Here is a 26,159-nt window from a genome sequence, read left to right on the forward strand (position 1 = left end):
TGAATGGAAGGTATCGACGAGTGGGAAACCGACAGTTATAGCAAATGCGTCATTTGACAGCGCCCATCGTCAGGCCCTGCACGAGACGCCCCGATACCAGCAACGCGAAGATCACCATTGGCAAAACAATCAGCGTGCCCGTCGCCATGATTTCTCCCCAAGGCAATTCGTACCCGCTCATGTAGTTCGTGGCGGCAACTGGCGAGGTGGCGGCGTTGTCGCGCGTGAGCACGAGCGCATACAGCAAATCGTTCCACGAGAAGATGAACGCGAAAATGGCCGAGACGACGATGCCCGGCATCGCCAACGGCAGGTTGATCTTCCAAAACACTCGCCACGGCGACGCGCCGTCGAGCCGCGCGGCTTCATCGAGCTCGATCGGCACGTTGCGGAATTGATCGGTGCAGATCCATACCACGATCGGCAGCGAAAACGTCAGGTACAGCAGGATCAGCACGATGTGCGTATCGATCAGATCGAGCTTCGTGGCGATCAAGAAGAACGGCACGGCCAGCACGACGGGGCTCACCATCCGATTCGAAATGAACCAGAACCAAAGGTCGCGCTTCCCGCGAAATTCGTAGCGCGCGAGCGCATAGGCCGCGGGCGTGCCGAGCAATATCGCTAGCACCGTCGTGCTGCTCGCGACGATCAGCGAGTTGATCAGGCTACCGGCGACATCGTGCGTGAACAGCGCGTCGATGTAGTGCTTCAGCGTGGGCGTGAAGCGCCACAGGGGCGGATAGGCGAGCGCGTCGGCTTGCTTCTTCAGGCTCGTCGTGACCATCCAGTAGAACGGGAAAACCGATGACAAAAAGATCACCAGCAGCGCGAGACCATGCCAAATCGTGGCGCGCCTGCGCCCTGCACGCGCCCGATGCGAGCGGGGAGCGGCGCCAATAGTCAGTAGCCCTAGCAAAGATAGACTCACGCGACCTCCCGATAGATATAGCGGATGTAAAGGCGCGACAGCACGATCGTCAACACCAGCAGCAGCATGGCTTGGGCGGAAGCCAACCCCTGATCGAACAAGCGAAAACCGATGCGTTCGATGTAGACGCTAATGAACTCCGTGGCCGCGCCGGGCCCGCCGCGCGTCATCGTATAGACGGCGTCGAACATCTTGAGCATGTCCGCCGAGCGCAGGATGAGAATGGCGGTAAGGCCCGGCAACAGGTAGGGCCGCTCGATGTGCCAGAGAATCGTCAAGCGTTTTCGCGTTTCCAGCCGCGCCGCTTCCTCGGCCTCCTTCGGCACCATCGTCAAGCCCGCCAGCAGGATCAGCGCGCAAAACGGCGTCCACTGCCACACGTCCATGATCATCACCGACACATACGCGAGCGTCGGATCGCCGAGCCAATCTTGCGGCGGGACACCGAAGAAACTCAGCAGATAGTTGGCGACGCCGAATTGCCGGTTGAAGATCAAGCGACCGATCAGCCCCACGACCGCGTAGGTGGTCGCCATCGGTATGACTAGACTCACGCGGGCCGCCGCACGCATCCATGCGAGCCCGGATCGATGCAACATCAATGCCGCGAACAGGCCCAACGCGATCTCGAGCGGCAGCGTCAAGCACAGAAACAGCATCGTGCGGCCGAGCGCTTGCCAAAACGTCGCGTCAGCGAAGGTCGCGACGTAGTTGTCGAGGCCGACGAACGGCGTGCCGGCCCCGAGATCGGCAAGGCGGTACTGATGCATCGAGTTGTACAACGCGACCAACAGCGGATAGATCCCGATCACGGCCAGCGCGAACACCGCCGGAAATAAGAACCAAAACGCGGGCGAGCGCGGCCATAGGCGCAGCCGCGCGCGCTTGCGCGCGGCCGTGGCCGGGTTAGTGCGCTGCACGGTACCGTTGAGCATCTCGATCCTCCGACTCGCATTGAGCGGCCGCGGCATACGCAGCCTCTACTTGAGCAGCGGCTTCTTGCCGTCGTAATAGCCCGCCTTCTTCAGGATCGCTTCCATCTTCGAGCCGATCGTCTGCGCGCCGTCCTTCACCGAGACATTGCCGAGCATCATCTTGGTGCCCCATTCGCCGATGATTTCGGAAATCGCCGGCCATTCGGGAAAGCGCGGGCGGTAGTCGGGCACGCCGCCTTGCCAGGACTCGACCATGGGCTTCACGAACGGATACTTCTGCTGCACGGCGGCATCCTGATACACCGCCGTGCGCGCCGGCACCCCGCCCGCTTCGAGGTAGGGCTTTGCCATCTGCTCCGAGGTGATCCATTGGATGAAGAGCCATGCCGCCGCTTGCTTCTTCGCGCTCGTCTTGGCGTTCACCGCCAGCGAGAAGCCGCCGAGCGCGGGTTTGAGCCCGGCGGGTCCGCGCGGTTCGGTTGCAATGCCCAAGCAATCGCCGAGCTTGGATTTGGCCGGATCGGTCAACGTCGGATAGAACGCCGACCATTCCGTGATCATCGCCACTTGGCCCTGCGCCAGGGCGTTGACGGCTTCGGCGTGGTCGAAATCGACGATGCCGGGCGGCATGTACTTCATCAGCTTCTGCCGATAGTCGAGCCCCGCTTGCGATTGCGGCGACATCAAGTTCGATTTGAACTTGGCATCGAGCAGCGATCCCCCGTTGGGCCATAGCATGCGCATGAAGCTATCGGCCGATTGCGTTTCACCGCGCCGCGACTGCAAAGCGAACGCGTACTGGTTTTTGGCGGCATCCGTCAGCTTCGGCGCATAGACGTTCAGTAGATCGTCCCACGTCTTCGGAGGCTCGCTGAACCCGGCTTGCTTGAGCATGCACTTGTTGTAGAACATGAGGCCCGAGTAGTTGTCGAACGGCAGGCCGTACGTGACCTTATCCCACGTGCCGAACGAATCGAGCAGAATCGGGAAGAAGCCTTTCAGGTTCAGGTTCGGATCGGCGAGCTTCGGGTCGTCGGTGAACTTCTTGATCGGCACGAGCCACTTGTTGCTCGCGAATTCGCCTATCCATACGACATCGACGAGCACGATGTCTTGCGCGCCGCCGCTCACGAAGTTGAGCACCTCTTTCTGCCGCGTGCTCTCGTAGGGCACGACGTCCCATTTGATCGTGATGCCCGTTTCCTTCTCGAACTGCGGGATCAGTTTCTCCGCAGCCGTGTAGCCGGGGCGATCGAGGAAGATCGCGTGCAAGGTGGTGCCGGAGTACGGCGCGGCCGCTTCTTTCAATGTCCACGCCGACGCATGCGCCGCCAGAAGAAGCGAGGTGGCTGCCAGCGAGGCCATCGCCAGCTTGCGCTGCAAGAACCGTTTGTTCATCGATTGTCTCCTTGTGGACCGGCGCGACACGATCGACAGGACGCGCTGGGTCCGGTGCAAAGCGGGTCGTTACCCGGGTTGTTATCGATTCGACGGCAAGCATCGATCCACTCGATGCCTGCGGGCATTCGGTACTGCCTCATGCGACTGCGGGCGCAACCGGCGGCCATCCGGGGACGCGTTTCACTTGTAATTTCATTTTTTCAAATGTATATTTTGCCCGACGACGCTTGTCAAGAAGAAATTGATTAGGAGTCCTTGCGGCAATGCACGATGTCCGTGCCGCAACGATCGCAGTGCGACGTTCGTAGGAGACGCGAAATGAGCGCAGTTCAACTGCAGCAAATCCGCAAGACGTTCGCCGGCGCCGAGGTGCTCAAAGGCGTCGACATCGAAGTGGCCGAACACGAGTTCCTCGTGTTCGTCGGCCCGTCCGGCTGCGGGAAATCCACGCTGCTACGCACCATTGCCGGCCTTGAGCGGGTCGACTCCGGGCATGTTTTGATCGGCGGCGAAGACGTCACCGAAGTCGAGCCGTCCGAGCGCGGCGTCGCCATGGTGTTCCAGTCGTACGCGCTCTACCCGCATATGTCCGTCTATGAAAACATCGCGTTCGGTTTGCGCATGCTGAAGCTGCCGCAAAGCGAGATCGACCGCCGCGTGAGCGAGGCGGCGCAGATCTTGCAGATCGGCCAGTTGCTCGAGCGCCGTCCACGTGCGCTCTCAGGCGGGCAAAGGCAACGTGTCGCGATCGGCCGGGCGATCGTGCGCGAACCCAAGGTGTTTCTGTTCGACGAACCGTTGTCGAACCTCGATGCAGCCTTGCGCGTGCAGATGCGGCTCGAACTCATCAAGCTGCACAAGCAGTTGAATGCGACCATGATTTACGTCACGCACGATCAAACCGAAGCGATGACGATGGCCGACCGGATTGTCGTGCTCAATCACGGAGCGGTGGAGCAAATCGGTTCGCCGCTCGAACTCTATCGGCAACCGCGCAATCGATTCGTCGCAGGCTTCATCGGTTCGCCGAAGATGAACTTCATCGAGGTTGATGTCATCGCGGCCGATCGCGCCGGTGTGACGATCGCCCTACCGGGCGGTGCGGCGCTCGCGGTGCCTTGCGAGGCCGCCGGTGTTCAAGCCGGCGAGACGCTGACGCTCGGTGTTCGCCCCGAGCATTTGTCGGAGCACGGCACCGTGAATGCCGATGCGCGTCTTGCGGGGGAGGTCATCGTCGTCGAGCATCTCGGCGGCGAAACGCTACTGCATGTGGCGCTTGCCGATGGTCGAGCGATTCAAGTCAAGGGTTCGGGCGAATCGGCCGTGGCCGACGGCCAGCGAATCGAGATCGGCTTTCCGGTACGGCACGCGCATTTGTTTCGACATGACGGGGCGGCGCTGCGCGCGCTGAGTGCGACGGCGCAATCGGCCGCCGCGTGAGGTGCAGACGCTGCGCGGCAACGCGACTGCGCCGCGGCCCATGAAGCGCGCGGCGCGAATCGATCGACGTCAGGCGGCGGGGGCGATCACCTTCGCGATCGCCTCGGCGACTGCGCCGACGTTGCGCTCGTTCAAACCGGCCACGCACATTCGGCCCGAACGCAGAATATAGACGCCGTATTGCTCGCGCAGACGGTCGACCTGCTCGGCGCTCAGCCCCGTGTAGGTGAACATCCCGCGCTGCTTGATATAGCGAGAAAGCGTTTCCCCCTCGATGTGCCGGCTCAAAAGTTCGTGGATCGCCCCGCGCATATCGGCAATCCGCCGGCACATCGCGGTCAATTCGTTGCGCCACTTTTCATTCAACGCGGGCGTCGTCAACACCTTCGTGACGATCTTGGCGCCATGCGTGGGCGGATTGCTGTAATTGGAGCGCACCGCGCTCGTCAATTGGCCCAGCACGCGATCGGCTTCGCCCGCGTCTTGGCACAGCACGCTGAGCGCGCCGCAGCGTTCGCCGTAGAGCGAGAAGTTCTTCGAGAACGAGTTCGCCACCAGCATCGGCACGCCACGCCGGGCGAGTTCGCGCACGGCGAATGCGTCGTCGTCGAGATTGCTGCCGAACCCTTGGTAAGCGATATCGACGAACGGCAGCAATTCGCGCTTATGAAGCACTGCGATCAATTGCTCCCATTGCGCATCGTCCAAATCGACGCCGGTCGGGTTGTGGCAGCATGCATGCAACACCACGACGCTGCGAGGGGCCAGTGCATCGATAGCGGCCAGCATCGCATCGAACTTCAGGCCCCCGGTCGCATCGTCGTAGTAAGGGTACGTGTTGACCGTGAACCCCGCGCGCTCGAAGATGAACCGATGGTTTTCCCAGGTCGGATCGCTGACCCAAACCTGCGCTTGGGGGAAATAACGCTTCAAGAAATCGGCGCCAATCTTCAACGCGCCCGAGCCGCCGAGCGTTTGCACCGTTGCGATGCGCTTCTCCGTGCGAGCGGCGCATTGTTCGCCGAAAACGAGCGACTGCACCGCGTCGCGGTAGGGTGCGAAGCCCGACATCGGCAGGTAGGGCTTCGGCCCGAGGTCGGACAACAACGCCGTTTCGGCCTCGCGCACGGCCTCCATGACCGGCAGGCGGCCGTCGTCGTCGAAGTAGATGCCGATGCTCAGGTTGATCTTGTCCTGGCGCGGGTCTTTCTGGAAATTCTCGTTCAGCGTCAGGATGGGGTCGCCGGGGTACGCGTCAACGTGTTCGAACATGATCAATGTCGCTGGGTTGGGAAGAAAGCAATGTTACGCCAGCTAGCGCGCGCCCTGCTCCGGACTCGGCCTCGCCGGCGCGGGGTGAGCACAGTGTAGGGGCGAGCGGGGGAAATAAAATTCTGCAAACGGTGCGGGGAAACACCGATTTCGAAGCAGAAACTGCGCGGCAACGCGCGCAGTTGAGTGAAAAGAAGCGAGGTGGGGCTGTGCAAGTCGCCGCAGCCCCTTCGACCCTAGCGAGAGAAAATCACACCGATGTCTCCGTATCGACGCTAGGCTTCTGCTCGACCTTGATCGGAACGATCGGCTTCTGCTCGACTTTGATCGGAACGATCGGAATGTAATGTCCGTCCTTCCCGACGGGCGTAAGCTTGAGCCCCGCCTTTTCGCGCCGTTTCCTTTCCTTCGACAGCGGCGGGCACGTATGCTCGTCGTAATACAAGACCATGCAGTCGAGGCACAGCATGCATTCCATTTGATCGATCCGGCCCGCGTCGTCGATGGCCTGCGAGCCGCACCCGGCCGCGCACGCGTGGCAGCTCGTGCATTCGGGCTTGCGGCGCAGCTTGAACAGGCGGAAGCGCCCCGGCAGCGCAAGGCTTGCGCCGAGCGGGCACAGATACTTGCAGAACGGCCGCTCGATGAAGATCGACGCGCCCACCACCACGGTCCAGAACAGCACGAACGGCCAGGAGCGGTGCAAAACGCCGACGAGGAACGTGGTCTTGAACGGCTCCACCTCGGCGAGCTTTTCCGCCCACGGCATGGAGAAGAACGATACGGCGAGCAAGACCGCGAACACCACGTACTTGACCTTCCGCAGCCGGTTGTGCCAACGCATCGGCAGCTTGCGTTGCAGCTTCTTCAGGCCGGTCATGCGCGCGAGCTTGTAGAGCAGCTCCGACATCGATCCGAACGGACACATCCAGCCGCAGAAGAGCCCGCGTCCCCACACGATCACCGTCACCGCAATGACGATCCAGAACACGAAGATGAGCGGGTCGGAGAGGAACAGCCCGGTATTCCAGTCGCCGAACAGCGAATGAATGAACGTGAGCACTTGCGTGATCGAAGGCTGCGCCATCTCGGCCCACCCCGCGAAGCCGATCGCGATCAGCCAGCTCGCCGTCTTCGGCCACGAGACCCAGCGCTTGTCGGCGCGCTTGGCTTTGCGCACCCAACGATCGCGGCTGACGAAGAAGAAGACGACGGCGGCGGCCCACGCCACGAACAAGCCGATCTGAATCCGCTTGGCATCCCATGCGTTGCGCCAGGCCGGTTTTTCCTCTTCCACATGCGGACGGCCGCCTTCTAGGAAACGCGCCGGCACCCAATAAGGCGAATTGAATGCCGAGAAACGCTTCGCACCGGTTTCTTTGTCGACCTTATGGCCCAGAAAGACGAACTTCCACGGATAAGCGGCGCTAAATTGCGCGCTGCGGACGATGAAGATGCCGGTCTCGTTGAACGAGGGCGCGCCAGCCGCCTGTAACGAATACAGGTTCAGGTAATCGGAGTCTTTGAACGTGAAAGCATTGATGCCTTGCCGCACTTGTATGCGGTCATAGATGCCGCCACGAACGAAGCCGGACCCCTTGAACGACTCCCTGCCGTTCGCCACGACGAAAATCGCATGCTCGCCGGGCTTGAGCCGGCTCATGAGCTGCTCGTAGTCGTAATCGCCGAGCACGCTCTTGCCGATCCCGGGTGCATTCAAGTAGCCGTAGTAAAGATCGAGAAAGGGACTGCCGTCGTCCGGTTCCCCAACGTCGGTGGCGTGGATCGCCATGTGTTTCACGGCGCCCATATCAACGAGCGCCGCCCAAGGCAAATGATCATTGGACGGGAGCAATTTCGCCTGCGGCAACGGCGTTTGCTTCACGATGCCGACCTGGCTCGCGACGGCGATCGCGCAGCGCGAAATCAGCTGGTTTTCGGCAATCGCCGTGACAGTCGCGCCCGATATGGCGTCGAGGCTGGCATTGCCCGCATCGCTGTGGCCGATCTCGAAACGCGCGCCCGCGAACCGGCCGACATATTGGCGCAAAAAGTCGAGCAGCTTGCTCTCGGGAATGCCGACCAGCAAAATCGGCTCGCTGTGCTTGAGCACTCTCACACCCGTGATCGTGCCTCTCGTATCCATCCCGATCAGGGTGACGATCGGTTTGCCCGAATAACCTTGGATGTCGACGATATCGGTCGATAGAAACACATACCCCTTGAGCACGCGAGCATGACCGTCGTCCGCGTAGGCCTCGACGTAGGGCGGGTTGCCCTTGCGCGCCGAGAACGCATTCGCACCGGGCAACACCCCCGCGCAATCGGTCCATTTGCACATCTCGGGCTGGGTAAACAGCGCGTCGGGCAATTCCTGCTCATAGATCGAAGCAAAGCCCGAGCGCGCAGCGGTGAGCAGCAGCACCAATAGCAAAGTCCGAATCCACACTTTCATTTTCGTCGCTTCTATAACGGCCGCCCTGGAAGGCTGGCGGCTTGGGCGCGAGTCGCGCGCGAGAAACATCGAATCCGGGCGAGGACCATACAACGAACACTGCAACCGAGGCTCGCGACGCCCCTGCCCTTATCCGAACGTGATCAACACAGCCTTGCCGCCGTCATTGCACCTTCGCCACCATGAAGTCGACCGCTGCCTTCACTTCGTCGTCCTTCAGGCTCGGATTGCCGCCGCGCGGGGGCATGGTGCCGTTGTTGCCCGTAAAGCCGCCGAGCGCATGCTTGTACAGCGTGGCCTTGCCTTGCGCGATGCGCGGCGCCCAATCCGCTTTGTTGCCATACATCGGAGCGCCTGCCGCCCCCGTCTGGTGACACATGAAGCACACGGTCTTGAACACTTTCTCGCCAGCGGGATTGACCGTGCCGCCACCAGCGGGCGCGGTCGCGGCCACCTTGACCACCTCTACCCCCGCCCCTTCCACCGCAACCGAAGCCACTGGCGCGGTCGACGTGCGCGTGGCGCTGGTTTTCTCCGAAGAGGCATCGCCTTTGTCGCAGGCCGACAAGCCGAGCGTGAGCGCAAGTCCGAGCCCGGCAAACAACAAGTTTCTAGCTTTCATCATCTTTCCTTCATTACAGATAGACCGATGCATCGTTCGACGCACCGACGGTTACGCATGGAGATGCGGGTTCGTAGCCCAGCAAGGGCTCGACAAGCAACCGATCGATCAACGCGCGAACGTTGCGCCACGGATCCGCACCGGCTTCGCTGACGGGATCGTCGACGGTGCGGCCGTCGGGCGTATGAAGATGATTCGGATACGTGCCAAGCGTGTCGTGCAGCGGCGCCGTGTCAATGCCCATGACGGCTTCGCCCCAGCGCCAGCCCAGCGCGTATTCGCTGGGTCCGGCAATGCGCAGCGTCAGTTCGACGCCGTTCGAGAGACGCACTTCGAGTGCATCGCGGCACAACGTGACGGATGTCAAATCCGCAGCACCGTAAGTGGACTCGATTCTTTCTATGAGTTCAATGTGGAGCATCGTCACACCCCCTTCGCCAATACTTCGCGCAGTTGCTCGCGAAGCGCTTCGCGCGTTTGCGCAAGCGTCTTCGCACCCAGATAGTCCTCATAGGCCGGATGCTCGTCGATCTCGCCTGCGGCAATCCGCGCCAGAAGGCCCGCTTCGTCGGTCACGTCGTATCGGCCCAGAATGCGCTTGCGGTCTTCGCGTAACTCGTAAATCACGAGGCTTATCGAGTCGATTTGCTTCGCCGCCTCGGACGGCACGTTTTGATAGAAAGGTGTCACCTGTATCCCCTTACATGTTTTGATCTTTGATCACGCCGCCATCGACGGTCGCCATGTCGATCGTGATCTGATCGAATCGATACAGCTTGCCGCCTTCGGATTTCGCAAACCGCTGCGCGTCCGCTTCGCTTGCGAACGACGCGAACGTTTGTCCCATTGCGCCAAGCTTCTTGGCGCCCACCACATACGTCGCGCGCTTGGCGTCGATCCAATGCCCCACCGGGTGCTGCCAATCCGCCGCCCCCATGTCCTGCACATACATCGCGCTGACTTTGCGGTCTTGCTCCGGGCGCAAATACACGGAGAAGAGCCCCAACGTGTCGCAAAAGAAGTCGGTCTGCCCGTCGGCGTATTCGATCTGGGCCTTCGGGCCCGGGTAGTCCTTCAAGCTCATGCCGTCGAGCACGCTGACGGTCGTATCGTCGATCTCGTGCGGCGGCGGCAACGCGCTCGATTGGCTCTCGCATCCGGCAGCGAGCATCAGCACAAGCACCGCGGCGGCGGTCGTTAGGCGGCGGCAGTTCATCGATTGAATCTCCAAGCGGCGAGGCCGAGCGGCGCCGCGATCCACGCGAGCATCACCAGGCCGAGAAAGAGCGGCTGCGCGAGCGCGGCGGGAAACACGCTCACGAGGCCGAACATCGTGTGCAAATCCCCGGGCCCGAAAATGTTCAAAATCCGGAAGATGTCCGCGGGATTGAGCATCAAGAGCAAGGGAAACAGCGGGCCGAGCACGGCGCCGCCCGTGAGGACCAACGCGCCGAGCAGCAACAAGTCGTAGACGAGCACGAAGAAGAACCACAAGGCGATCGCGATGCCGCTAGCCGAGGTGCGGCTTGCGCAAAAGGCCGACGCCGATACCGCAAGGCTCAAGAACACCCATCCCAGCAATACCGCGCTGACGACGAAGCCTGCGTACTGGTACCAATCGGCAGACGGCGCACGTGCGACGATCGCCACTCCGGCCAGACCGAACCCCGCCAGCGTGGCGCAGGTCAACGCACCGGCTAGGCCGAGATACTTGCCGATCAGCAATTCCGCGCGGCTGATCGGATAGGCCAACAACAGATTGAGCGTGCCTCGCTCGCGCTCGCCCACCAGTGCGTCGAAGCCCAAAATCAAGGCGATCAACGGCAGCAGATAGATGGTCAAGCTCACGAGGCTTGCGATCATCGGCTCGATGCCTTGGAAACCGACCGATCCTTGCGCCGCCGCGCCGAAATACGTCGTCGCGAGCGCGAATGCGGCAAATACGATCGACACGGCGAGGACCCAGCGATTGCGGATGCGGTCGCGAAACTCCTTGCCCGCGATCGCTCGGATTTGCGCCATGTGCACACAGCTCAACGGATTCATGCGCTCGCTCCCATCCAACCGAGAAACACGTCTTCGAGCGACGGCTCCTGAATTTGCAAATCCGCGATCCGGTCGGTCAGCGGAGCAAGCGCGGCGATCGCCGCCATCTTCGCGTTACGCGGGCACTGAAAGGCAACGCGGCGATCGCTCGTCGTCACCTTGTCGAACGGCGCGCGGCGCAGCGCCGCTGCGATAGGGTCCGTATCGGCTGAATGCGCGAGCACCTCGAACCACAAGGGCAAGTCGGTTTGCGCACGCAGCGTCTGTACGCTGCCCACGGCGCGAATTCGCCCGCTGTGCAGAATCGCGAGCCGATCGACGCGCTGTTGGATTTCGGCCAAGATGTGCGAGGTGATGACGATTGTCGTCCCACCTTCTTGGCGCGCGCGCAGCGTCCGGTAGAACTCGCGGATGCCTTCCGGATCGAGGCCGTTGGTCGGTTCGTCGAGAAACAGCAGCGGCGGGTCGCCGAGCAGCGCTTGCGCGAAACCGAGCCGCTGTTTCATGCCTTTCGAGTATTCGCGTACTTTGCGCGCGGCCGCGTGAGTCAATCCGACCTGCTCGAGCAACGGCGCGCATTCGGCCGTGTCCACACCTTTGAGGCGTGCGAAGAAACGCAGGGTTTCGATTCCCGTGAGGTTGTCGTAAAGCACGACGTTCTCGGGCAAGTAACCGAGCCGGCGCTTGACGGCCCGAAAGCGGGGGCCGCCCGCGCGCTCGCCGTTGATGCTCACCAGCCCGGCGTCGGCCGAGAGCAAGCCGAGCATGAGTTGAAACAAGGTGCTCTTACCCGCGCCGTTACGGCCGATCAGGCCGAACAACTCGCCGCGGTGAACGTTCAGGTCGATACCGTCGACCGCGCGCAGCGAGCCAAACGATTTGCCGACGCCTTTCAATTCGATCATGGGTGCTTCTCCGTCCACTTCGACCACGCGGCGTGCGAGGGCCGCATGAGCGGCGCGGCGTCGACGACGCTCGGCACGCTCATGAGCGGAAATTGTTGAGCAATGAGGCGCAGCGACTGCACCGCGGGACTGTTCATCAAGATCTTCACCGCGGGAACGCGCCACGTCAGACGGTCCACGAGATCGCTGGCCGTGTAGGGAATGTCGCCCACGCCGCGGCCTCGCTTATCCCAGCCGTAATAGTTGCTCCAATAATTGCCGGTCCATGCCACGTCTTTCGCGGCGACATAGCGAATCTGCTCGCGGTTCTGAACGAAGTCGTTTCCGGTCACGGTGTTATCCACGGAACCTCCCCAAAGATGGACGCCCACCTTGTTGCCGACGACGAGATTGCCGCGAATCGTGTTGTATTCGGCGTCGTACACGAAGAAGCCGCGCTGGTTGCCCGCAACGACGTTGTTCTCGATGACCGAGTCCTGAAGCGTGCGCAGCATGATCCCGTGATCGCTGTTGCCCCACACCCGGTTGTTCTTCACGATTTGATTGCGCGATTCCATGATCGCGAGGCCGCCACGGTTGTGAAAGACCTCGTTGCCGTCCCACACGTTGTAGTAGGAGTTCATGTAGTGCGTCCCGTAGCGCACGTTATGAATCGTGTTGCCTTTGAAGAGCGCGTGGTACGACACGTCTACGTAGATGCCGTCGCGCGAATAGCTGATCTGGTTGCCTACGATCTGGGCGCCCTTCGTGTTGTATAACTCGATGCCGTTGCCGCGATTGGGCGAGATGAAATCGCGCTTGCCGACGATCACGTTGTCGAACACTTGCACGTTGTTCGATTTCTCGATCCAGAGGCCGAACAGGTCGTAGACGAGTTCGCAATGGTCGATCTGTGCGCCGTCCGAGCCTGGCTGCACGTAGATACCGGCGTTTTGCGCCGTCAGGTCGGCGCCGCTGTTCACGACCGCGATGCCGCTGATGCGCACGCCTTGCGCGGCGACGCGAATGACATCGCCGCGATTGCGCCCGTCGATCATCGGCTTGCCGATGCCGACGAGCGTGAGTGCTTTGTCGATTCGCAGGTTCTCGTCGTAGTGCCCGCTATAGACGGCGACCGTATCGCCCGGCTGCGCCGCCTCGATCGCTGCGCCAATGCGCTCGCCCGAGTGAACGGCAAGCGTGGCCGCGGCGACGGCGTGCATCGACAGCGTGGCAACGAGAATCGCAGCGAGAGGGTACTTCGACATGCTGAACCGCAAACGATGAGAATGGCTTGATCGGCGTGCGAGGCGGATGGGGAAAGGAACTGCCAACATCGTCATCTCCCTTCATCCGCCTCGCACCTAGGCAGGTAAGTAGCCGTCAGACTTACGCTTGGACCAACATCCGCGAACGCATTTCAAGGTGCAATGCGTGGCAGAAGTTCAAGCAGTAGCACCAGAACACGCCCGGCTTGTCCGCGATGAACGTGACCGATTGCGTCTGTTGCGGGTGCACGACGAAGCTGATGTTGTAGAACGGGATCGCAAAGCCGTGTGTCAAATCTTCGACCTTATCGAGGTTCGTCAAAATGATCGTGACTTCGTCGCCCTTCTTCACCGTCCATTCGCGCAAACCGAACGTGGGCGCCTGCGAGGTCAGATGAATCGTGACCTTCTTGCCGTTGCGTTCGACCCGGTTGTCCTTCGGGCTCTTCGTGGCGAGCGGGAATTCGTTCAGGTCGTAGATCTGCCGCGTCTTGATGATGTCGCGCCGGACGACGATCGAGTCGTGCGGCTCCGGATACAGCGGGTGGTCGCCCACGAGCAGCATCTTCTCGCCGCTGATGTCGATCAATTGCGAGCTATCGGGGTGCAGCGGTCCGACGGGCAGGTACCGGTCCTTCGAGAACTTGTTGTCGGAGATGAAGTACTGACCGTCGGGCGTCCTCGTCTCGCCCATCGAGGTGAAGCCGTGCCCCGGTTGGTAGTGAACGTCGATGCGGTCGACCACCACCTTCGCGTTCTTGTCGCCCTTGTACGCTCGGATCGCGGCCTCTTGGTCCCACTTCACGATCTGGCTGTCGAGGAACAGCGTCGTGTAGATGAAGCCCTTGCCGTCAAAACCGGTATGCAGCGGCCCCAAGCCGATTTCGGGCTCGGCCACGACGGCATCGCGCGGATCCTTGAAGCCGCCGTCGAACCACTTGAGCACCAGTTCGTGCGAAATCAGCGTGGCCGTGGGCGAGAGCTTGCCGGAGCAGGCGTAATACTTGCCGTCCGGCGAAACATTCACGCCGTGCGGGTTCTTCGGCACAGGCACGTAGCACGTGAGCGCCGTCTTCGGATCGGCGTTTGATGCATGCGTGCCGTCGACGACAGGCACCTTCGAGCTGCCAAGATGAACGAACTTTCCGTTCTTGACGGCTTCTTCGATGCGCGCCACGTTGAAGAACACGCAGGCGTCGCGCTCGGCCGACATCATCTCTTCGTAATGGACGCCACCTTCCGTGTTGTACTGGTTCGAGCAAGCCAGCTTGCCGTCGTACGAGGTGGCGACCAGATCGAGGTTGCCGTCGATCTTCACTTGCCAACGCGGCTGCATCGTCTGAGCGTCGACGCAGGTGAAGAGACAGAAGTACTTCTTCGGATCGTCCAAATCGCGGCCGTCGTTCGGCACGGGAATATGGAATTCCGCGCCACAGAACACGCGCGTCGTATAGTTGATCTTCTCGTCGATCGGGTCGCGCTTATCCGGGAAGATGCCGTGAAAACCCTGCACGTTCGGCAACGACGTAATCGCGTCGCACTCCATCGTGTCCAAGCGCACGCGTGCGATACGCGCGTTGATCTTGTCGTTGACGAAGAGGTGCTTGCCGTCGTAGATGCCATCGGTGTACGACAGATGCACGTGGTGCGTATCGCCGTTGATGTAATTCAGCTGACCGTTGGGTCGCGTGCCGATGATCTTGCGCGACTCGTTCGTGATGCCCCAGCCGGACATGCAGTCGACGTTGAACACGGGAACGCGCCGGATCTCACGGCCCGAGGGCAGCCCATGCACGCGCAGATCGCCCGAATGGCCGCCGCTCGAGAACACGTAGTAGGTGTCGAGCTTGCCCGGATGCACCTCGTACTTGTCCCAGTTGATGGCGCTCGAACTGCTCGCTCCGCTCGCGGCGCTGGCTGCGTCGGAGGCGGCAGCGGCCGCACCGCTGCCGTTCTTGTTGCAGCCGGCCAAGCCGAGCGAGAGCCCTGCGCCAGCGAGACCCGCAATCGCCGAGGAAGCGAGGAACCTGCGACGCCCCGTGTCCTGTGGCACCACCTTCCCTTCAGAATTTTCTTTTGAAGAAGTCATTACATTCTCACTGATCAAAAACGCATCAACGCCGCACAACCGGCCGAACACACCCCGTCGGGAGAACGCGCGCAGCCAGGCTACGAGACAACCGCCATACTTCGAAAAGATCGAGCCCAAGCACTTTCCAGGATCGATCGCCCCACAAACCCACTACTCAATTCTTCGTTATGTCGTCGCATGAAAACGTCGCGTCGATTTACCCCTCGAATTCGACACATGTTTGCTCGCTCGTAGTGTGATGGCCGTGCAAATCGAGAGGTTGATCTATCTCAATAGGCATACCTGGGATGCATGTTTTTAGGGCGAACGCGGCGTTCGGACGCAGGCGGGACGCGGCTTCAAGGGGTATGAGCCACTCGTCGCCGGTCGATTTGATATGGATCAATCGACTCGATAGTCGAAAATAGAATAATCATCGAGTCGCTCGTGCGGATATGCGTCATTCGACCGCACGACATCAATGCTTTTAGAGCGTTAGAAAATTGGCTATTTCCCGAAAGATCGTCTTGGCCTCGGTGGCGCTGGTCATCGCCATCGGGGCCGGGTTATGGCAGACCCTGCGAACGCCGGAGGTTTACGTCCAAGGCACGTACGTGTTCGGCACGCGCGTGCAGTTGGTGTTGTATGGCGTGCCGCTTCGGGAGGCGCAGCAGGATGCGGATGCCGTCTTCTCGCATTTCCAGGCGATGCACCGCGAACTGCATGCCTGGCAGCCATCGGAAGTCACGCAGCTCAATCGCAGCATTGCGGCGGGCGTTCCTTTTCAAGCGTCGCCGGAGCTCGTGCCGATTTTGCGCGCAGCCCGACAGTTGTCGATCGACAGCCAAGGCTTGTTCGAACCCGGTCTCGGCCGGCTCATTCGACTGTGGGGTTTCCAGGCCGATCAGTTCGGCGTTAAGCCGCCATCGCAAGATGCCGTGCAGCGCGAGGCGGCGCTCCGTCCCCGCATCGCGCAACTCGACATTTCACCTTCAGGCATCGTGACGAGCACTAACCGTGCGGTTGCGGTCGACTTGGGCGGATATGCGAAGGGCTGGTCGCTGGATGAAGCCGCGGCAATCCTGAGGCAGCGCGGCGTCCAAAACGCGTTGATCGACGTGGGCGGCAACTTACTCGCGTTGGGGACGAAAGGCGGCGCGCCGTGGCAAGTGGGCATCCAAGATCCCCGCGGGCCGGGGACGCTTGCCACGCTGGCGTTGCGCGACGGCGAGGCAATCGGCACGAGCGGCGACTACGCGCGTTTCTTCAAGTATGACGGCGTCCGTTACAGCCACATCATCGATCCTCGCAACGGCTTTCCGGCTACGCAAAGCGAATCGGTCACGGTTCTCGTCAAGCCCGGCCCGCACGCGGGCGCGCTATCCGATGGCGCTAGCAAAGCGCCGTTCGTCGCGGGCCCGGCAACGGCGATGTCGCTAGCGCGCAAGGTTGGCGTCGACGCATTATTGCTGGTCGATACGAGTGGGCACGTTTGGGTTTCGAGTTCGATGGCCGCCCGTGTGCATTTCACGAATGCATCGCTGCACCCCGAGCAACTCGATTGAGCGGCAGGAGACTTGGCCCCGTCATGGCATATCACCCCGTCATCGATATCTCCGACGTCAGCTTTCGCCGTGACGGGCGCGACATCGTACGCAATGTCGGGCTGAAGGTCGGGCGCGCCGAGTTGGTCGCGCTCGTCGGGCTCAACGGTGCAGGCAAAACAACGCTGCTCTCGTTGCTCGCCACACTGGCCGTGCCGCATCGCGGACAAATCCACATCGATGGCGTCGACGCGGTCGCGCACCCCGCACAGGCGCGTTCGCGCATCGGCGTCGTGTTTCAAGAGTCGGCCCTGGAAATGCGTTTGAGCGCGCTGGACAATTTGCTGTTCATCGCGCAACTGCAGGGGTTGCGGGGCCGGGCGGCGCGGCGGCGGGTAGACGAACTATTGGGTGTGCTGGCGCTCGATGCGCTCGCCGGCAAGCCCGTCCAATCTTTGTCCGGCGGACAGCGCCGCCGGGTCGAACTCGCGCGCGCGCTCGTCTCGCGGCCGCCGGTTCTATTGCTCGACGAGGCGGCGCTCGGGCTCGACGTCTGCGCCCGTCACGCGTTCTGGTCGGAAATCAGAACGCTCGTCGCCGATGGCCACGCTGTCCTGCATACGACCCATCAAGCCGAAGAGGCACGCGAGGCTCACCGCGTGGTCGTGCTGGATCAGGGCGCGGTGCGCGCGGACGGCCCATGGCGCGCGCTTTGCGGGCCGGTATCGAGCGCGATCAGGCTGCATGTGACCAACGTTGGCCTAGCGTGCCGCTGGCTCGCGGCGCACGGCTATGCGGCAAAGGCCGAAGCGGGTGCCGCGGTTGTTTCATGCGCGGACCCGCAAGCCTCGCTGCCGACGCTACTGCAGCGAATACCGTTTGAAGTGCTTGGCGCCGATATCGTCACGCCGGATTTGATGGGCGTCATAGCGCATTGGACCGGAATGCCGCGCCAAGAGACGCGGCTCGCTCGCATCGCGGCCGAGGCTACGCAATGAGCACCGTGCTCGCTGTCGTCTGCTTCGATCTGAAACGGTTCTGGGCCTCCCCGTTGCGGATCATGTTCGGGCTCACGCAGCCGCTGCTTTACCTATTCGTGCTTGGGGCCGCGCTCAGGAGCGGAACCTATGCCGAGGTAACCGGCTATCAGGCGTATATCTTCCCTGGCATCGTCGGGCTTTCGCTGATGTTTACCGCGACCTCGGCGTCAATCGGCATCGTGCATGATCGGCAAACGGGATTACTCAATGCTTTGCTCGTGTCCCCCGCCGGCCGCATCGAGATCGCCGCAGGCAAGATATGCGCGGGTGCGGTGGTGGCATGGGTGCAAAGCTTGTTGCTGTTGCCTTTCTCGCCGATGATCGGCATCGGCCTGACGGCGCCGCGCCTAGCGCTTTTGCTTGCCGCTATGGCGTTCGCGGCGCTCGCGTTCTCCGCGTTGGGACTTGCGCTCGCACTGCCGTTCCGTTCCGTGATCGTGTTTCCGGTCGTGTCGAACGCTTTGCTGCTGCCGATGTTTTTTCTATCGGGCGCGCTCTATCCGCTCGATCTCGCGCCGGCGTGGATTCGATACGCTGCCGCCTATGATCCCGCGGCGTATGGGATCGACTTGATGCGCGGCGTGCTGACGACGCAATTCGTGGTCGCCCCGGCAAGCTCGATCGCAGTGCTCACCGCTTGTCTCGCCGCGGCGAGTGGTCTCGTGGTGCGCGGGATCAGCCGGCGCAATGATTGAGTGCTTGCTGCACTTTTGGACGCGCTAGAGCAAGATCAGGCTCGGCAAATCGAGGATGTGTATCTCGCTCGCGTAGACTTCGATAATCCCCCGCTTATGCATGCCCTGCAGCACGCGGTTGACCGTTTCAGTTTTGAGGCCTAGGTGAGTGCCGATCTCGCCGCGCGTCACCGTCAGCGCGAAAGCGGAAATACTATATCCGCGCGCTTGCCATCGATCGGAACGGTCGAGAAGCAATGCCGCCACACGTTGCTCGGCGCTCATCGAGCTGAGCATCATGGAAGCGCCGCTACCGCGCGCGATGGCGATGTTCAATATGCGCCGCCAATGCAAGGCGACGCGCTTGACGCCTTTGACGCCCTCTTGCAACCCGAGTCTCTGAAACGCCCCCATGATCGGCCCCTAGTTTTACCGAAGTCACGTTCCGCTTTGAGCGCCAGCCGCTCGGCGGAATCTCATCTTCGATGCGATGCCATCATGGACGCGACCCGAGCGATGCGCTATCGGCCCCAGATTATCTTGCTGTAGGAATCGGGAAGGCGGCATCGGACAATTCCGACGCAGGACGCCGACATCCGCGCCGGCAGCGCGAGTGATGCGATGTGAAGCGGTACGGCGTCCGCGAGTCCGCCAAAGCCGTCGCCGCCTACATATTGGCGTAGTTGGGCCCGCCGCCGCCTTCGGGCGTGACCCAGACGATGTTTTGCGTCGGGTCCTTGATATCGCATGTCTTGCAATGCACGCAGTTCTGCGCATTGATGACGAGGCAATCGCTGCCGTCGTCGCTCTTGACGAATTCATACACGGCCGCCGGGCAATAGCGCCCTTCAGGGCCTGCGTAAGTGCGTAGATTGACGTTGACGGGCACCGACGCATCTCTCAGCGTCAAATGGGCCGGCTGGTTCTCCTCGTGATTCGCGTTCGAGAGAAACACCGAAGAGAGCCGGTCGAACGTGAGCTTGCCGTCGGGCTTTGGATAAGCGATGGGCGTGCATTGTGAGGCCGGCTTGAGCATTTCGTGGTCGCGGTGCTGGTGATGCAGCGTCCACGGCACGTTGCCGCCTAGCAGCTTTTGTTCGATGCCCACCATGAGCGTGCCCAAATACAATCCCTTGCTCATCCACTGCTTGAAGTTGCGCGCGCGGTACAACTCCGTGTGCAGCCACGATTGCTTGAACGACTCCGGATAGGCGGCGAGTTCGTCGCCTTGGCGGCCTGCTTGCACCGCATCGAATGCGGCCTGCGCCGCGAGCATGCCGCTCTTGATGGCCGCGTGGCTGCCCTTGATGCGCGATGCGTTCAAGAAGCCCGCATCGTCGCCTACGAGCGCCCCGCCAGGGAACACGAGCTTGGGCAGCGAAGTCAGGCCCCCGGCCGTGATCGCGCGGGCGCCGTACGAAATGCGTTTGCCGCCTTCGAGCATCTTGCGGATTTCCGGGTGCGTCTTGTAGCGCTGGAATTCCTCGAACGGCGACAAATACGGATTCGAATAGCCGAGCCCCACCACGAACCCGACCATCACCTGGTTGTTGTCGATGTGATAGAGAAACGAGCCGCCGTAGGTCTGCGAATCGAGCGGCCAGCCGGCCGTGTGGATCACGAGCCCCGACTGATGCTGGGCCGGATCGATTTCCCACAGTTCTTTGATGCCGATGCCGTAGACCTGCGGATCGGCGCCTTCATCGAGCTTGAACTTCTCGTTCAGCCGGCGGCCCAGATGCCCGCGCGCCCCTTCGCAAAAGAGCGTGTACTTCGCGTGCAGCTCCATGCCGAGCTGAAAGTTCTCGGTGGGCTCGCCGTCTTTGCCGATACCCATGTTGCCCGTGGCGACGCCCTTGACCGAGCCGTCCTCGCGGTAAAGCACGTCGGCCGCGGCAAAGCCCGGGAAGATCTCCACGCCCAGTGCTTCGGCTTGCTGGCCGAGCCAACGCGTGACGTTGGCCAGGCTGATCACATAGTTGCCGTGGTTCTTGAAGTTCTCGGGCAGCGCCCAGTTCGGCGTCCTGACCGCGCCTTTCTCGGTGAGGAAGAGGAACCGGTCTTCGGTCACCTCCACGTTCAAGGGCGCGCCTTTTTCCTTCCAGTCGGGAATCAGCTCGCTAATGGCGCGCGGGTCCATCACGGCGCCCGACAGGATGTGCGCGCCCACCTCCGAACCCTTCTCGAGCACGCATACGCCCAACTCGACGCCCTTGTCCTGGGCGAGCTGCTTGAGCCGAATAGCGGCGGACAGACCCGCGGGACCGCCACCGATGATCACGACGTCGTATTCCATCGACTCGCGGGGGCCATATTGCTCGAGGAGGTTCTGCGTATTCATGTGGGTCACGTATCCGGGCTGCGCGAGCCGTCTCGATCGGCTCGCCGTTTTTGTGGGCCTATCGTCGAGTGTGCAACGCCGCGGCGCATCGGCAGAACGCATCGTAATTCGCCTTATAGGGATTCCCTCCGACATAAACGGCCCTTATGCTGCACACAACGAAGCGTTTCGTATTCGGAATCGAGCGATGTACGGCCCAAATGGACATGGAGCCCGGGCTCAGCACCTCGGGCCGCTCATTTCCCTTCTTATTGGCGCGCTACACTATCACGCCCGGCTACCGACGCATCCATGTTTTCCTCGCTCAACCATCCGCTCAGAGAATCGCTCTCGCAGGAACTGCACGCCCGCCCCTTCCTTCGGATCGATGGCCCCGCGTCAGTCAGCCATCTCGCCGTCTATTCGGAGCGCGACGAAGACATCCACGGCCGCCTGCTGGCGACGTTGACGGCCGCAATGAGCTTGCCGTCTCCCTTGCCGCAGCACAACCACTACACGGCGAAACGAGACGATTGGCAAATCAAGTGGGAGAAGCACACCGAGTTCTCGACGTTTACCTTCGTCCGCACCGGCGTTCAGGATCGCTTGTTCAGCGGCGCGGCCATGAACGATCTCCCCGCTTCCTGGCTCGCGCTCTTGAAAGAATGCGTCCTCGTCGCCGTGCATGCAGAACTGCGCTGCGGCGACGAAGCGGAACTTGCGCGCACGCGTGTTCGCGAGCTATTGCCCGGGCCGGTGCTGGTCGGAAGCCAAGTGCTCTCGGGCGGCGAAGTCTATTGCGATTGGCTCGTGCATGACGATCACTTCTCGCGCTTTCTCGTGCTCGACTTGGGGTTTCGGGAGGCGCAGGCGGGCCGCTTGATTCAGCGCCTATTCGAAATCGAGACCTACCGGATGATGGCGCTGCTCGCCCTGCCCGACGCTCGCCGACACAGCCAATTTCTCGGCAAGCTCGATGGTTCTCTCTCGGCATTGATGCGGCGAATGGAAGTGCCGGGGCGCGATCATGACGATGCCTATCTGCTGCGCGAATTGACACGGCTTGCAGGACAAGTTCAAGCGCATGCCGGCCTCGAAACACGGTTCAGCGCATCCGCGGCGTACGAAAAGCTCGTGCTTGCCCGCATCGCCGAGCTTCGCGAAGAACGAATCGAGGGTTTCCCGACCACAGCGGAATTCATGCACCGCCGGCTCTTGCCTGCGATGCAGACTTGCGGCTCGGTTTGGGCCCGCCATCAGCAGTCGGCGACGCGCGTTGCCCGAGCCGTCGATCTGTTGCGAACGAGGGTCAACTTGGCGCAGGAAGAACACACCACCGCGCTGCTCGAAGGCATGAACCGCACGGCGCGCACGCAGTTGCGGATGCAACACGCGGTTGAAGGGCTTTCGGTGGCCGCGATTTCCTATTATGTGCTCAATCTGTCAGGGGCCGCGCTGCGCGCGCTCCATGCCGTTCATCTGCCGTTGGACCCGGAAATCCTGGAAGGCCTGCTGATTGCGCCGGTCGTGGTGGCCGTGGTCATTTTCACGGGACGAATTCGGCGGCTTGGACATGAGGATGAGCGCCGCACCGAGCGAACCTAGCACCCGTAAGGGGGGAAGTTCGCTTTTGCTAAAGATCGATTCCCCTTATATTTCCGCCGCTCTCGTTTCGCCGCCTCACACTGAGTCCATACCTTGCTGACAAAGGGAATGGAACTGTGAACACATATGACGTTGTTGTGATCGGCGCGGGGGTCATCGGCAGTTCGGTGGCTTTCCAATTGTCCAAACTGGGCGCCAAGAATGTGCTGGTCCTCGACCGCGCAACGATCGGGGCCGGAACGACCTCGCAATCCTCGGGCATCTTGCGGACCCATTACTCGGTCAAAGAAAACGTCGAACTCGCCAGGAAATCGTGGGACGTGTTCAACGATTTTGCGGCCTATCTGGGCGACGAAGAAGCCTCCTGCGGCCTCGTGAAATGCGGCTACATGATCGTAGCGGGCGAAGGCGACAAGCTCGAACCGCTGCGCGCTTCGCTTGCCCAACAGAAGGAGCAAGGCGTTCCCCTCGAATTGCTCGACGCGAAGCAAGCGCACGCGCTGCTGCCGATTGCGCAGTTCGACGACGCGGCGCTGATCGGCTATGAGCCCGAGGCGGGCTTTGCCGATGCCTATCTGGTTGCGACGAGCTTCGCGCGCGCCGCCCGCCGCGGCGGTGTGACGATTCGGGAAAACGCAACCGTCAACAAGATCTTGTTCGAGAACAACAAGGTCGTCGGCGTATCGACCAGCCTCGGTGATTTCGCCACGTCGATGGTCATCAGCGCGCAAAATATCTGGACACCCGAACTGGCGGGCTGGACGGGGCGTAACCTGCCGATCATGCCGGAGCGCCACGCCGTGCTCGCGCTCGAATGCGACGCGGCGAAGTACACGTTCTCGATGCCCGTGTTCAAAGATCTCGCGTCGCAGGGCATGCTCTATTACCGCAGCTACGGCGGCAACCAGATGCTCGTCAGCGAAGGCGTGGTCGGCGAAAAACTCAACGCGGCCGACACCGATCAAGGCGACATTCCGATGGACTACGTGGTTGAAGTGGGCGCGCAGGTTGCCGAACGCTTCCCGGCCTATGAGACGGCAGGCATCGCTTCATCGTGGACCGGCGTCTATGACGTCACGCCAGACTGGAATCCCGTGCTCGGCAAGCTTCCCGGCATCGAAGGACTGGTGGTGGGCTACGGCTTCTCCGGCCACGGGTTCAAGCTTTCGCCCACGGTTGGCCGAGTGCTCGCCCAGGAAGCGCTGGGGTTGCAGACCGACGTATCGCTCAAGCCGTACTCGATCGAGCGCTTCACCACCGGTGAACTGTTGACGGGCAAGTACGGCCTGGGTGCGGTGTCCTGAGGCCTGAGCGATGTCCGCCATCGAGATTCGTTCGCTCTCGTCGGTGCCGGTCGAACCGTGGCGAAACGGCGGCGGCGTCACGCAAACCCTCGCGGCCAGCGGCAACGCGTGGCGGGTCAGTGTGGCGCAGGTCGAGCGCGACGGTCCGTATTCCCGGTTCGACGGCGTCGCGCGCATTTCGTTTGTGCTGGGCGGAAACGGCGTAATGCTCGTCGACGGCGCATCGATCGTCAGGCTGCTGCCGTTCACGGCAGTCGAGTATGACGGTGGTGCGGCATGGAACGCCAGCCTCGTCGATGGCCCTGTCACGGCACTGAACGTCATGACCGAGACGGGCCGCTGCCGAGCGAAGGTCGCCGCCGTCGTCGACACCCTCTCCGTATCGCCCGGATGCACGGCAATCGTGATTGCACTCGATAGTGAATGCAGCTATCGCGGCGCGTGGGACACGAAAGCATTCGGCACGCTCGCGCCCGGGCAATTCATGGTTGCGTGCGAAGTCGATCGGGCGCTTCTCCTAGCGCCGGCCACGTATGCGCCGGCCGCACGGCAATGGGCTCGCCCGCCCGTGCTTGTCACCATTGAGCCGGCCACCGCGCCCGGCGCTATCGATTGAAACTCTGAGGACCACGTAATGAAGGTGCTTACGGCAGTCAAACGCGTTGTCGATTACAACGTCAAGGTTCGCGTCAAAGCCGATCGCAGCGGCGTCGACATCGGCAACGTCAAGATGTCGATGAATCCGTTCGACGAAATTGCCACCGAGGCGGCCACCCGGTTGAAAGAAGCGGGCGTGGCCACGGAAGTCGTGGCCGTTTCCTGCGGCGTCGCGCAAAGTCATGAAACGCTGCGCACGGCGCTTGCAATCGGCGCGGACCGCGCCGTGCTCGTGGAGACCGATGTCGAATTGCAACCGCTAGCCGTGGCGAAACTGCTCAAAGCCATCGTCGAACGCGAACAGCCGCAACTCATCATCCTCGGCAAGCAAGCGATCGACGACGACGCCGGACAAACCGGCCAATTGCTCGCCGCGCTGCTCGACTGGCCGCAAGCCACGTTCGCGAGTCACATCGACATCGACGGCGGCACGGCCACGATCACGCGCGAAGTCGACGGCGGCATGGAAGTGGTGTCCCTGCGCCTACCGGCTATCGTCACGACCGATCTTCGCTTGAACGAACCGCGTTACGTGACGCTGCCCAACATCATGAAGGCGAAAAAGAAGCGGCTCGATGTCGTCAAGCCGGCCGACCTCGGCGTCGATCCGTCGCCCCGGCTGAAAACCTTGAAGGTCGTCGAGCCGCCGGTTCGCAAGGCCGGCGTGATGGTCCCGAACGTCGCGACGCTCGTCGAGAAACTCAAAACTGAAGCCAAGGTGCTCTAATGGTTAGCCTCGTTATTGCTGAACACGACAATGTCCAACTGAAAAGCGCGACACTTCACGCTGTTTCCGCAGCGCGAAGGGTGGCGGGCGGCGTGCATGTGCTGGTCGCCGGCAGCGGTGCCCGTACGGTAGCCGATGCGGCGAAAAGCATCGAAGGCGTAGAGAAGGTGTTGCTCGTCGACGCACCGCATTTAAAAGATGGCCTCGCGGAGAACTTGGCCGCTCAGGTGCTCGCGCTCGCACAAGATTATTCGCACGTATTCTTTCCAGCTACCGCTGCGGGCAAGAACACCGCCCCGCGCGTCGCGGCCAAGCTCGACGCGGCGCAAATCTCGGATGTCATCGCCATCGATGCGCCCGATACGTTCCAACGTCCGATCTACGCCGGCAACGCCATCGCCACGGTGCAGTCGCCCGATCCCATCAAAGTCGCCACGATCCGAACCACCGCATTCGAAGCGGCGCGAACCGAAGGCGGTCATGCCGAGCTTTGCGAAGTGGCGGCCGTTGCCGATACGGGCCTATCGACGTTCGTGCGTCGTGAAATCGCCGCAAACGACCGCCCCGATTTGACTTCCGCACGTGTGGTCGTATCCGGTGGCCGCGGTATCGGCAGCGCCGACAATTTCGTACTGCTCGATCCACTCGCCGAGAAGCTCGGCGCCGCGATCGGCGCATCGCGCGCAGCCGTCGATTCGGGCTATGCGCCGAACGATCTGCAGGTTGGTCAGACCGGCAAGATCGTTGCGCCCGAACTCTATATCGCCGTGGGTATTTCGGGCGCGATCCAGCATCTGGCCGGCATGAAGGATTCGAAGATCATCGTCGCCATCAACAAGGACGCAGAAGCGCCCATTTTTGGCATCGCGGATTACGGCCTCGTTGCCGATCTGTTCGAGGCCGTGCCCGAGCTCGCCAGGTCCCTTTGATCGATACGCGGGCGCAACGCCCGCGTTCAAGAGC

23 protein-coding genes and 1 pseudogene are annotated in these 26,159 nt (G+C 61.8%); 9 read left to right on the forward strand and 15 right to left on the reverse strand.

All coding sequences use genetic code 11. From position 1 onward, the window contains the following. Nucleotides 1-49: 49 nt before the first annotated feature. From MMB74_RS08840 to MMB74_RS08850, 3 genes are read right to left on the reverse strand one after another with little or no spacing between them, the layout of a single operon-like run. Nucleotides 50-931: a carbohydrate ABC transporter permease gene (locus tag MMB74_RS08840; protein WP_277428252.1), complete on the reverse strand. Its 882-nt coding sequence runs from the start codon at nt 929-931 to the stop codon at nt 50-52. Continuing rightward, the gene (locus MMB74_RS08845) at nt 928-1,866 is read right to left on the reverse strand and encodes a sugar ABC transporter permease (protein ID WP_277428253.1); all 939 of its coding nucleotides are present in this window, start codon (nt 1,864-1,866) and stop codon (nt 928-930) included. The genes MMB74_RS08840 and MMB74_RS08845 overlap by 4 nt, the downstream gene beginning before the upstream one ends. A 45-nt stretch (nt 1,867-1,911) precedes the next feature. Then, nucleotides 1,912-3,264, reverse strand: a complete 1,353-nt coding sequence (locus MMB74_RS08850) for a sugar ABC transporter substrate-binding protein (protein WP_277428254.1) — start codon at nt 3,262-3,264, stop codon at nt 1,912-1,914. Between the two features lie 321 nt (nt 3,265-3,585). Between MMB74_RS08850 and ugpC the strand changes: the two genes are divergently transcribed. Then, on the forward strand, nt 3,586-4,707 hold the full coding sequence (ugpC, locus tag MMB74_RS08855; RefSeq protein WP_277428255.1) for a sn-glycerol-3-phosphate ABC transporter ATP-binding protein UgpC: 1,122 nt from the start codon (nt 3,586-3,588) through the stop codon (nt 4,705-4,707). A 69-nt stretch (nt 4,708-4,776) separates the two neighbouring features. Here ugpC and MMB74_RS08860 read toward each other — a convergent pair whose 3' ends face one another. The 10 genes and pseudogenes from MMB74_RS08860 to nosZ form a co-directional block, all read right to left on the reverse strand. Continuing rightward, on the reverse strand, nt 4,777-5,979 hold the full coding sequence (locus tag MMB74_RS08860) for an amino acid aminotransferase (RefSeq protein WP_277428256.1): 1,203 nt from the start codon (nt 5,977-5,979) through the stop codon (nt 4,777-4,779). Between the two features lie 325 nt (nt 5,980-6,304). Next, nucleotides 6,305-8,434 (reverse strand): annotated as a pseudogene (locus MMB74_RS08865) (4Fe-4S binding protein); the annotation flags it as partial. Between the two features lie 163 nt (nt 8,435-8,597). Continuing rightward, nucleotides 8,598-9,056, reverse strand: a complete 459-nt coding sequence (locus tag MMB74_RS08870; protein WP_277428617.1) for a c-type cytochrome — start codon at nt 9,054-9,056, stop codon at nt 8,598-8,600. Between the two features lie 13 nt (nt 9,057-9,069). Further along, nucleotides 9,070-9,477: a hypothetical protein gene (locus MMB74_RS08875; RefSeq protein WP_277428257.1), complete on the reverse strand. Its 408-nt coding sequence runs from the start codon at nt 9,475-9,477 to the stop codon at nt 9,070-9,072. Nucleotides 9,478-9,479: 2 nt separating this feature from the next. Beyond that, a complete protein-coding gene (locus tag MMB74_RS08880) occupies nt 9,480-9,746 on the reverse strand; it encodes a hypothetical protein (protein WP_277428258.1) in 267 nt (88 codons plus the stop codon). A 10-nt stretch (nt 9,747-9,756) separates the two neighbouring features. Further along, on the reverse strand, nt 9,757-10,227 hold the full coding sequence (locus MMB74_RS08885; protein ID WP_346780676.1) for a nitrous oxide reductase accessory protein NosL: 471 nt from the start codon (nt 10,225-10,227) through the stop codon (nt 9,757-9,759). Nucleotides 10,228-10,268: 41 nt separating this feature from the next. Continuing rightward, a complete protein-coding gene (locus MMB74_RS08890; protein WP_277428259.1) occupies nt 10,269-11,102 on the reverse strand; it encodes an ABC transporter permease in 834 nt (277 codons plus the stop codon). After that, nucleotides 11,099-12,007 carry an ABC transporter ATP-binding protein gene (locus tag MMB74_RS08895; RefSeq protein ID WP_277428260.1) on the reverse strand — a complete coding sequence of 303 codons (909 nt, stop codon included), beginning with the start codon at nt 12,005-12,007 and terminating at the stop codon, nt 11,099-11,101. Before MMB74_RS08895 ends, MMB74_RS08890 begins: the two co-directional genes overlap by 4 nt. Then, a complete protein-coding gene (locus tag MMB74_RS08900) occupies nt 12,004-13,254 on the reverse strand; it encodes a nitrous oxide reductase family maturation protein NosD (protein ID WP_277428261.1) in 1,251 nt (416 codons plus the stop codon). The genes MMB74_RS08895 and MMB74_RS08900 overlap by 4 nt, the downstream gene beginning before the upstream one ends. Nucleotides 13,255-13,375: 121 nt before the next feature. Beyond that, on the reverse strand, nt 13,376-15,343 hold the full coding sequence (nosZ, locus tag MMB74_RS08905) for a TAT-dependent nitrous-oxide reductase (RefSeq protein ID WP_277428262.1): 1,968 nt from the start codon (nt 15,341-15,343) through the stop codon (nt 13,376-13,378). 485 nt (nt 15,344-15,828) lie between these two features. Between nosZ and MMB74_RS08910 the strand changes: the two genes are divergently transcribed. The 3 genes from MMB74_RS08910 to MMB74_RS08920 are packed head-to-tail and all read left to right on the forward strand — an operon-like array spanning nt 15,829 to nt 18,604. Then, complete coding sequence (locus MMB74_RS08910) at nt 15,829-16,890, forward strand: FAD:protein FMN transferase (RefSeq protein WP_277428263.1); 1,062 nt, start codon at nt 15,829-15,831, stop codon at nt 16,888-16,890. Nucleotides 16,891-16,913: 23 nt separating this feature from the next. Beyond that, the gene (locus tag MMB74_RS08915; RefSeq protein WP_277428264.1) at nt 16,914-17,867 is read left to right on the forward strand and encodes an ABC transporter ATP-binding protein; all 954 of its coding nucleotides are present in this window, start codon (nt 16,914-16,916) and stop codon (nt 17,865-17,867) included. Then, on the forward strand, nt 17,864-18,604 hold the full coding sequence (locus MMB74_RS08920; RefSeq protein ID WP_277428265.1) for an ABC transporter permease: 741 nt from the start codon (nt 17,864-17,866) through the stop codon (nt 18,602-18,604). The genes MMB74_RS08915 and MMB74_RS08920 overlap by 4 nt, the downstream gene beginning before the upstream one ends. A 24-nt stretch (nt 18,605-18,628) precedes the next feature. Here MMB74_RS08920 and MMB74_RS08925 read toward each other — a convergent pair whose 3' ends face one another. Together MMB74_RS08925 and MMB74_RS08930 are read right to left on the reverse strand one after the other, a co-directional pair. Continuing rightward, a complete protein-coding gene (locus MMB74_RS08925; RefSeq protein WP_277428266.1) occupies nt 18,629-18,997 on the reverse strand; it encodes a helix-turn-helix domain-containing protein in 369 nt (122 codons plus the stop codon). 253 nt (nt 18,998-19,250) lie between these two features. After that, complete coding sequence (locus MMB74_RS08930) at nt 19,251-20,924, reverse strand: electron transfer flavoprotein-ubiquinone oxidoreductase (RefSeq protein ID WP_277428267.1); 1,674 nt, start codon at nt 20,922-20,924, stop codon at nt 19,251-19,253. Nucleotides 20,925-21,215: 291 nt separating this feature from the next. Here MMB74_RS08930 and MMB74_RS08935 point away from each other — a divergent pair, with 291 nt between their 5' ends. From MMB74_RS08935 to MMB74_RS08955, 5 genes are all read left to right on the forward strand, one after another. Further along, on the forward strand, nt 21,216-22,508 hold the full coding sequence (locus MMB74_RS08935; RefSeq protein WP_277428268.1) for a DUF3422 domain-containing protein: 1,293 nt from the start codon (nt 21,216-21,218) through the stop codon (nt 22,506-22,508). A 116-nt stretch (nt 22,509-22,624) separates the two neighbouring features. Further along, nucleotides 22,625-23,812 (forward strand): FAD-binding oxidoreductase, encoded by a 1,188-nt coding sequence (locus MMB74_RS08940; protein ID WP_277428269.1) that lies wholly within the window; start codon nt 22,625-22,627, stop codon nt 23,810-23,812. A 10-nt stretch (nt 23,813-23,822) separates the two neighbouring features. Then, nucleotides 23,823-24,428 (forward strand): HutD family protein, encoded by a 606-nt coding sequence (locus MMB74_RS08945; RefSeq protein ID WP_277428270.1) that lies wholly within the window; start codon nt 23,823-23,825, stop codon nt 24,426-24,428. Between the two features lie 18 nt (nt 24,429-24,446). Then, nucleotides 24,447-25,196, forward strand: a complete 750-nt coding sequence (locus tag MMB74_RS08950) for an electron transfer flavoprotein subunit beta/FixA family protein (protein WP_277428271.1) — start codon at nt 24,447-24,449, stop codon at nt 25,194-25,196. Next, nucleotides 25,196-26,125 (forward strand): FAD-binding protein, encoded by a 930-nt coding sequence (locus MMB74_RS08955; RefSeq protein ID WP_277428272.1) that lies wholly within the window; start codon nt 25,196-25,198, stop codon nt 26,123-26,125. Before MMB74_RS08950 ends, MMB74_RS08955 begins: the two co-directional genes overlap by 1 nt. The last annotated feature ends 34 nt before the right edge of the window (nt 26,126-26,159 follow it).

The sequence above is a fragment of the Trinickia sp. Y13 genome, from assembly GCF_029522115.1.
In the GTDB taxonomy this organism is placed as follows: Bacteria; Pseudomonadota; Gammaproteobacteria; order Burkholderiales; family Burkholderiaceae; genus Trinickia.

Excerpts from the sequence above, each read along its gene's own strand:
- MMB74_RS08850 (WP_277428254.1), bottom strand. The coding sequence starts at position 3,264 with ATGAACAAACGGTTCTTGCAGCGCAAGCTGGCGATGGCCTCGCTGGCA.
- MMB74_RS08945 (WP_277428270.1), top strand. The coding sequence starts at position 23,823 with ATGTCCGCCATCGAGATTCGTTCGCTCTCGTCGGTGCCGGTCGAACCG.
- MMB74_RS08920 (WP_277428265.1), top strand. The coding sequence starts at position 17,864 with ATGAGCACCGTGCTCGCTGTCGTCTGCTTCGATCTGAAACGGTTCTGG.
- MMB74_RS08955 (WP_277428272.1), top strand. The coding sequence starts at position 25,196 with ATGGTTAGCCTCGTTATTGCTGAACACGACAATGTCCAACTGAAAAGC.
- MMB74_RS08870 (WP_277428617.1), bottom strand. The coding sequence starts at position 9,056 with ATGAAAGCTAGAAACTTGTTGTTTGCCGGGCTCGGACTTGCGCTCACG.
- ugpC (WP_277428255.1), top strand. The coding sequence starts at position 3,586 with ATGAGCGCAGTTCAACTGCAGCAAATCCGCAAGACGTTCGCCGGCGCC.
- MMB74_RS08900 (WP_277428261.1), bottom strand. The coding sequence starts at position 13,254 with ATGTCGAAGTACCCTCTCGCTGCGATTCTCGTTGCCACGCTGTCGATG.
- MMB74_RS08950 (WP_277428271.1), top strand. The coding sequence starts at position 24,447 with ATGAAGGTGCTTACGGCAGTCAAACGCGTTGTCGATTACAACGTCAAG.
- MMB74_RS08845 (WP_277428253.1), bottom strand. The coding sequence starts at position 1,866 with ATGCTCAACGGTACCGTGCAGCGCACTAACCCGGCCACGGCCGCGCGC.
- MMB74_RS08860 (WP_277428256.1), bottom strand. The coding sequence starts at position 5,979 with ATGTTCGAACACGTTGACGCGTACCCCGGCGACCCCATCCTGACGCTG.
- nosZ (WP_277428262.1), bottom strand. The coding sequence starts at position 15,343 with ATGACTTCTTCAAAAGAAAATTCTGAAGGGAAGGTGGTGCCACAGGAC.
- MMB74_RS08915 (WP_277428264.1), top strand. The coding sequence starts at position 16,914 with ATGGCATATCACCCCGTCATCGATATCTCCGACGTCAGCTTTCGCCGT.
- MMB74_RS08925 (WP_277428266.1), bottom strand. The coding sequence starts at position 18,997 with ATGGGGGCGTTTCAGAGACTCGGGTTGCAAGAGGGCGTCAAAGGCGTC.
- MMB74_RS08930 (WP_277428267.1), bottom strand. The coding sequence starts at position 20,924 with ATGAATACGCAGAACCTCCTCGAGCAATATGGCCCCCGCGAGTCGATG.
- MMB74_RS08890 (WP_277428259.1), bottom strand. The coding sequence starts at position 11,102 with ATGAATCCGTTGAGCTGTGTGCACATGGCGCAAATCCGAGCGATCGCG.
- MMB74_RS08895 (WP_277428260.1), bottom strand. The coding sequence starts at position 12,007 with ATGATCGAATTGAAAGGCGTCGGCAAATCGTTTGGCTCGCTGCGCGCG.
- MMB74_RS08875 (WP_277428257.1), bottom strand. The coding sequence starts at position 9,477 with ATGCTCCACATTGAACTCATAGAAAGAATCGAGTCCACTTACGGTGCT.
- MMB74_RS08885 (WP_346780676.1), bottom strand. The coding sequence starts at position 10,227 with ATGCTCGCTGCCGGATGCGAGAGCCAATCGAGCGCGTTGCCGCCGCCG.
- MMB74_RS08935 (WP_277428268.1), top strand. The coding sequence starts at position 21,216 with ATGTTTTCCTCGCTCAACCATCCGCTCAGAGAATCGCTCTCGCAGGAA.